This is a genomic window from Corallococcus praedator (assembly GCF_003612125.1).
Classification (GTDB): Bacteria; Myxococcota; Myxococcia; order Myxococcales; family Myxococcaceae; genus Corallococcus; species Corallococcus praedator.
Genome location: NZ_RAWI01000476.1, coordinates 1 through 6,376, shown reverse-complemented (window position 1 = coordinate 6,376; position 6,376 = coordinate 1). Strand labels below are relative to the sequence as shown.

The 6,376-nt window shown below is 70.9% G+C and carries 5 protein-coding genes; 2 read left to right on the top strand and 3 right to left on the bottom strand.

Annotated elements, in window-relative coordinates; translation table 11 throughout:
• The 3 genes from D7Y13_RS36535 to D7Y13_RS36525 form a co-directional block, all read right to left on the bottom strand.
• A partial coding sequence (locus D7Y13_RS36535) for a serine/threonine-protein kinase (RefSeq protein WP_244222423.1) occupies positions 1 to 1,259 on the bottom strand: 1,259 nt, incomplete at its 3' end.
• 4 nt (positions 1,260 to 1,263) lie between these two features.
• Positions 1,264 to 3,237 carry a FecR family protein gene (locus D7Y13_RS36530; protein ID WP_120585945.1) on the bottom strand — a complete coding sequence of 658 codons (1,974 nt, stop codon included), beginning with the start codon at positions 3,235 to 3,237 and terminating at the stop codon, positions 1,264 to 1,266.
• 51 nt (positions 3,238 to 3,288) lie between these two features.
• A complete protein-coding gene (locus D7Y13_RS36525) occupies positions 3,289 to 4,866 on the bottom strand; it encodes an MSCRAMM family protein (protein ID WP_120585944.1) in 1,578 nt (525 codons plus the stop codon).
• A 223-nt stretch (positions 4,867 to 5,089) separates the two neighbouring features.
• Here D7Y13_RS36525 and mglB point away from each other — a divergent pair, with 223 nt between their 5' ends.
• Positions 5,090 to 5,569: a gliding-motility regulator GTPase-activating protein MglB gene (mglB, locus tag D7Y13_RS36520; protein ID WP_002637270.1), complete on the top strand. Its 480-nt coding sequence runs from the start codon at positions 5,090 to 5,092 to the stop codon at positions 5,567 to 5,569.
• 11 nt (positions 5,570 to 5,580) lie between these two features.
• Complete coding sequence (gene mglA, locus D7Y13_RS36515) at positions 5,581 to 6,168, top strand: gliding-motility regulator Ras-like GTPase MglA (RefSeq protein WP_120537892.1); 588 nt, start codon at positions 5,581 to 5,583, stop codon at positions 6,166 to 6,168.
• The last annotated feature ends 208 nt before the right edge of the window (positions 6,169 to 6,376 follow it).

Below are 6,376 nucleotides of genomic sequence, written 5' to 3'. Positions count from 1 at the left end.
CCCACGAGCCCCACCCACCAGCGGCGGGACGCAGGACGCGGAGCCATGGGGAGATCCGGGATCACCTCGGGCGCGGGGAGGGCGGCGGCAGAAGCCCCGCCCGTCCTGCCGTGCACGGTGACCGGACTCATGCCCGTCCGGCTCACGCGCCCAGGCAGACCGTAGGTCCCCGTGCCCGCTCCGGTGGCGAGCGCCGCCACCGCCGCGAACTCCGGGTCCGTCGGACGCGCGGCCGAAAGCGTGGCCAGCGTGGGGATGCGCATCTTCTCCGTGTAGCGCTCCTCCCCGAAGTGGCTGCGCAGGAACGCCCCGAGCGCCGGCGCACCGGCCGCGCCCCCCTGCGATTCCACCGCGAAGGCCTCCAGCGCGTCCGCGAAGTCGTCCGCGGTCGCGTACCGGTCCTCCGGCTTGAAGGCCATCGCCTTCAGGATGATGGCCTCCAGGCCCTCCGGCAGGTCCGGCCGCAGGGCGCGCGGCTTCTCGAAGTCGCCCTGCAACAGCGCGTTGAGCACCGCCAGGTCGTTCTCTCGCGAGAAGGGCCGCACGTGCGTGACGGCCTCGTAGAGGCTGACGCCCAGCGAGAACACGTCCGCGCGGTGGTCGACCTCCTTGCCCTGCGCCTGCTCCGGCGCCATGTAGATGTACTTGCCCTTCACCACGCCGGTGCGCGTCTGCACCAGGCGCGACTCGGCCTTGGCGATGCCGAAGTCCAGCACCTTCACCTGGCCCTGGTACGTCACGTACAGGTTGGAGGGCGACACGTCCCGGTGCACCACGTGCAGCGGCTGGCCCTGCTCGTTGGTGAAGGTGTGCGCGTAGTGCAGGCCCCGCGCCGCGTCGATGAGCACCCGCAGCACCGCCGGAATGGGCACGTACTGACGCCGCCGGCCCGCGAGCCGCAGCGTCGTGGAGAAGTCCTCGCCCGCGAGGTACTCCATGCAGATGTAGTAGCAGCCCTCGATGAAGCCCAGCTCGTGGATCTGGATGATGTGCGGATGCGACAGCTTCGCCGCGAGCCGCGCCTCGTCGCGGAACATCTCCACGAAGTCAGGGATGGCCGACAGCGCCGGCAGCATCCGCTTGAGCACCACGTTGCGCTCGAAGCCATCCGCGCCCAGCAGCTTGGCGAGGAAGATCTCCGCCATGCCTCCCTCGGCCAGCTTGCGCACGAGGACGTACTGGCCATAGGGCTGCAACAGCGGCGCGGACGAGGCCCCGGCGGGATCCGGGATGGGAACGGTGGGCTGGGGGGGTGCCATTGCCTCAAGGCCCTCGCGTTTTCAGGGTGCGCACCGTGAGTACGTCCGGGGCACCGGGACGCGTCATCTTAAACACCAGAAGGGGGGGCGTTCCCATGGGGGACACCCACGTATCGAAGCGGTGCTTGCCGTCCAGGGGCACGGCCCGTCCGTTGATGGACAGGCGAGCATCCACGGGCGCGACTCCCGCCGCACGCACCTTTTCCGCCGCGGCTGTCCCCTGACGCGGACTGTCGACGACGAGCTTCACCACCGAGTTGTCGTAGACCAGCTCCAGCTTGTTCATCCGCCCGCCCTTGAGCGCGGCCCCCGCCTGCGACAGCGGCGTGACGGACCACAGGTAGCTGCCCTCGCCCAACGCCCCCGCCTCCAGCGCCGCGCGCGTCTCCGGCACCGTGCGCTGGACCACGGGCGTCGTCAGCGCGCCCGCCTTGTACACCGCCACGCGGTAGGTGCTGGCCTGCGGCTCCGCGCCGTAGGTGAACGTCACCGCCGGAGGCTTGTCCTGGTAGAAGATGGTCGTCTTCTCCGGCCCCTCGGGCACCACGTTGCGCACCCGCGCCAGTGCGTTCGTGCGCGACTCCGGCGCGAAGTACGCACTGCCGGAAGCCACCGGGGTGCCATCCTCCTTCTTCACCCGCCAGTGGAGCGTGCCCCGCGCCGGCGCCGACACGTTGACGGAAGGGCGGTGCACCCGGCCCCAGAGCACCCGGCGCGTGAAGCCCGCGTCCAGCGCCGCCTCCACCACCGCGTCCCCCTCCCCTTCCCAGGTGAGCGCCACCTCGGAGAGGCCCCGGTGATACACCTCCGCGCCCTCGCCCGGCCCCACCGCGACCGCCGCCGCCTCCAGCGGCTCCACCTTCGCCGTGCCGTCGTTGCCCACCGTGGCGCGCTCGCCCGCGCGCAGCGCCTGCCGCGTGTCGCCCCGCCGCAACGTCACGTCGCCCGTGTGCGCCGCCACCAGGAAGCCGGAGCCGGTGCGCCGGATCTCAAGCTTCGCCGCGCCGCCCCCCTCCAGCGTCATCTCCGGGAGCACCACGCGGCTGGTGCGCCCCGTGGCCAGTTGCACGGCCAGCATGCCCTGCAACAGGTTGACGCGCGCCTCGTCGGTGACGCCCTCCTGCCCCGCGCCCTCCAGCACCGCCTCCGCGCCAGGGGACAGCGTCAGGAGCGAGCCGCTGTCCTTGAGCGACAGCACCGCCTCGCCGCCCTTCGCCCGCACGCCGTCGCCGAAGGTGAGCACCTCGCCCTCGCGGCGCACCTTGCGCCAGCGGCCGGTGGCCTTCGACTTCACCTCCGCGGCGCCTCCCGACGGCGCGCGCACCGTCACCGCGATGGGCGCCAGCTCCACGATGCGCGGGCCCGCGGGCACCACCTCCGCGCGCTCGCGCGTCAGGTCCACCGCGTCACCCTGGGCCGCCTTCAGCGTGCGCCCATCCTTGGACACCAGCTCGATGGCGCCCAGCATCACCTCCACCCGGGCCGAGTCCTCCGCCACCGCGACCTTCACCTCCGACGGCTCCGAGCCCACGCGCGTGAGGCCGAAGGGCGTGAGGATGTTCAGCGTCACCTTGGAGCCCGCGCCGGCCGCGCTGCCACCCGCCGGCACGCGCGACAGCACGATGCCGCGCTCCACCTTCATCACCACACCCGTGGAATCCGAGCCCAGCGCGAAGCGGCCCTCGCGGCCCACCTCCACCGTGCGGCCTCCGGGGAAGCGCACCACCGCGGAGCCCTGGTCGCCCGTCTCCACCGCGTCGCCCGCGAGCAGGGGCCCGGGCACAGCCGGCCCCACCTTGCCCCCGCGCTCCAGGCGCACGTCGCCGGTCAGCCCCTCCAACTGGGCCAGCGGCGCTGCCACCACCCCCGCGTCCACCTCCGCCACCGGCGCGGGCTTCGGAGCTTCCTCGCGCTCACACCCCGCGCAGCCGGAGACGAGGACGAGCAGCGACAGCGCCAGGATGCGGACAGGACTCACTGAAACCTCGGCAACGGACGGGCGGCACGCAGGAAGAGAGACCCCGCGGACTTACCGGGCCTTCGGGAACAAATCGACGTTGAAGATGGCCTGCTCGCCGTCGCGCACGGTGACGGACTTGGTCTGCGGCAGATACCCCTTCGCGGACAGGGTGATGCGGTACGTACCGCCCCGGACGCGCGCCGTGAAGCTTCCGGCCTTGTCCGTGCGCGTGCGCACCTTCGCCTGGGGGATGGACACCGTCGCCACCAGCGGCTGTCCGCTCCGCGCGCTGCGCACCTGCCCCAGGAGCGTGGCCAGCTCGCCCTTGCGCTCCTGGGACAGCACCACCACCAGCTCCGACGCCTGCCCCGCCACCACCACCGCGGCCTCCTCCGCCGCGCGGAAGCCCTGCGCCGACACGGAGACGGCCACCGGCCCGGGCACGAGCCCCTCCAGCAGGGCCTCCCCCTTCAGGTCCGTGCGCACCTCGGTGGTGCCGGCGGTGAGGCGCACGCCCGGAAGCGGCACGCTGTTCTTGCCCTGCACCACCTTCACCTTGAGGGACCCGGTGGGCGGCGCCTTCTTGCGCAGGCGGATCCGCAACGGGGCGTTCTCCCCGGAGCCGCTGACGGTGGCGCGCTCCGTCACCTCCTCATAGCCCTCCACGCTCACCTGCGCGGACTGCGCGCCGGAGGGCAGCAGGGCGCGCACCTCTCCCTGCGCGTCCGTCACCAGCTCCTCGCTCGTGCCGGGCGTCCTCAAGGAGGGAACGCGCACCCGGGCCCCCGCCAGCGGCGCGCCCGTCTCCGCGTCCACCACCCGCATCGGGACGAAGCCCTGCGTCGGCCCCTCCACGGGACGGGAGCCGCGCGCGTCGTCGCGCCACGCCAGCTCCAGCGCCAGGCCAATCCGCCGCAGCCGCTGCTCGGAGCGCAGGCCCGTGTCCGTCAGCGTCATCGTGTCGTGCGCCTGCTGCACGTCCAACAGCAGCGTCCCGGTCCACTGCTCGCGGATCATCACCGGGTGCAGCAGCGCCGCCCCGACGACGTAGCCCTTCGAGGACGCCTCCAGCCCCCCCGCGGCGTGCGCGGAGAGCGTCAGCGGCACCTCCCCCCGCGCCTCCAACTGGAAGTCCGCCGGCAGCGCCACCCGCACCCGGCCGGACACCAGCGCCGCGTGCCGCACGCCCCGCTGCAACACCGGCGCGGACGCAAACCCACCGAACAGCGGCAGCTGCGCGAAGCCGTAGCCCGCGCCCAGCTCCAGCCGCACCGGCCCCAGGAACAGGCGCCCGCGCGGCCCCACCGAACCGCGCGCGAGGCTGCCGCCCGTCACCCGCACCGACGCGTCCTTCAGGTCGAACGCCTCCCGCTGGAGATCCAGCTGACCGCCCAGGAAGCGGCCCACCGGCCCCGTCCCCCAGCCCGTCAACGTCAGCGCGCCATCGTTGGGCGTCACACCCTTGTAGGTGAGCCCGGGCCCTACATCCACCTGCTCACCCTGGCGCACGGACAGGCCGTAGCGCAGCCGCAGCGAGGCGCGCTCCGGCTCCAGGGGCTCGGCCCTGGCGGCCCGGTGGCAGAGCAGCGCCAGGAGGAGGAAGAGCAGGCGCGGAAGGATGTCGGTGAGGGGGATCGGGCGGCGCAAGGCCCGGCGGAGTATAGAGAAGGAGGGCAGGTGTCCCAACCCGCGATGCCGTCATTCCTTCAAGAAGCGGCGCGGATCACGGCTGGCTTCTTGCTGGAGTGGAACTGCTTTGCTAAGCATGACGACGGTCGGTAGCGCCTCGTCTAACCTCCGGGATTCACTCCAGAAACATCGGAGCGCCGCCGTGAGCGGGGCGAGCGAACGCTGAGGAGCGCATACGCCCATGGGCACGCAACTGGTGATGTACGAAGAGGAGTTCACCAAGATCAACGCCGTTTGCGACCGGCTCACGAAGGACGCGAACGCGAAGGTGGTCTTCCTCGTCGACAAGAACGGCCAGCTCATCTCCTCGGCGGGCCAGACGCAGAACATCGACACCACGTCGCTGGCGTCGCTGACGGCGGGCAACGTGGCGGCCATGGGTGGACTGGCGAAGCTCATCGGGGAGAACGAGTTCCCCAACCAGTTCCATGAAGGGGCGAAGGACAGCCTCTACATGACCATCGTCGGCAGCCGGGTGGTGCTGGTCGTCATCTTCGACAACCGCACGAGCCTCGGTCTGGTGCGCCTGCGCATCAAGAAGGCCAGCGACGAGCTGACGAAGATCTTCGAAAGCCTCGTGAAGAAGACCGACAGCCCCGGAGCCGGTTCGCCGTTCGCCGAGATCTCCGACGACGATATCGACAACCTCTTCAGCGAGTAACCCGGGAAGCCATGTCCTTCATCAATTACTCATCCCGCGAAATCAACTGCAAGATTGTCTATTACGGGCCGGGGCTCTGCGGGAAGACCACGAACCTCCAGTACATCTACAACAAGACGGCGGCCGACACGAAGGGCAAGCTGATCTCCCTCTCGACGGAGACGGACCGCACGCTCTTCTTCGACTTCCTGCCGCTGTCGCTCGGTGAGATCCGCGGCTTCAAGACGCGCTTCCACCTCTACACGGTGCCCGGTCAGGTGTTCTACGACGCCAGCCGCAAGCTCATCTTGAAGGGCGTGGACGGCGTGGTGTTCGTCGCCGACAGCCAGATCGAGCGCATGGAGGCGAACATGGAATCGTTCGAGAACCTGCGCATCAACCTGGCCGAGCAGGGCTACGACCTGAACAAGATCCCCGCCGTCATGCAGTACAACAAGCGGGACCTGCCCAACGCCGTCACCGCCGAAGAGATGCACAAGACGCTCAACCCCCGGAACATGCCGGAGTACCAGGCCGTGGCTCCGACGGGCGTGGGCGTCTTCGACACGCTCAAGGCCGTGGCGAAGCTCGTCCTCACGGAGCTGCGCAAGGGCGGTTGATCGCTGCCTGCTTCCCTGCCTGGCGGGCGGCTCGCCTCCGGGCAGCCCCCGTCAAAGGATGGTATGACCTCGTGCCGTCGGGTTAAGCCGCCTTCCGAGGTCGTACCGTGCGCGTCGCATCCGCCACCTTCCGTCTCCTCGCGCTCCTGAGCGCTGGCCTTTCGGGGCCGGCGTTCGCGCAAGGGGCCTCCCCTGCCACTCCCCCTCC

Excerpts from the sequence above, each read along its gene's own strand:
- mglB (WP_002637270.1), top strand. The coding sequence starts at position 5,090 with ATGGGCACGCAACTGGTGATGTACGAAGAGGAGTTCACCAAGATCAAC.
- mglA (WP_120537892.1), top strand. The coding sequence starts at position 5,581 with ATGTCCTTCATCAATTACTCATCCCGCGAAATCAACTGCAAGATTGTC.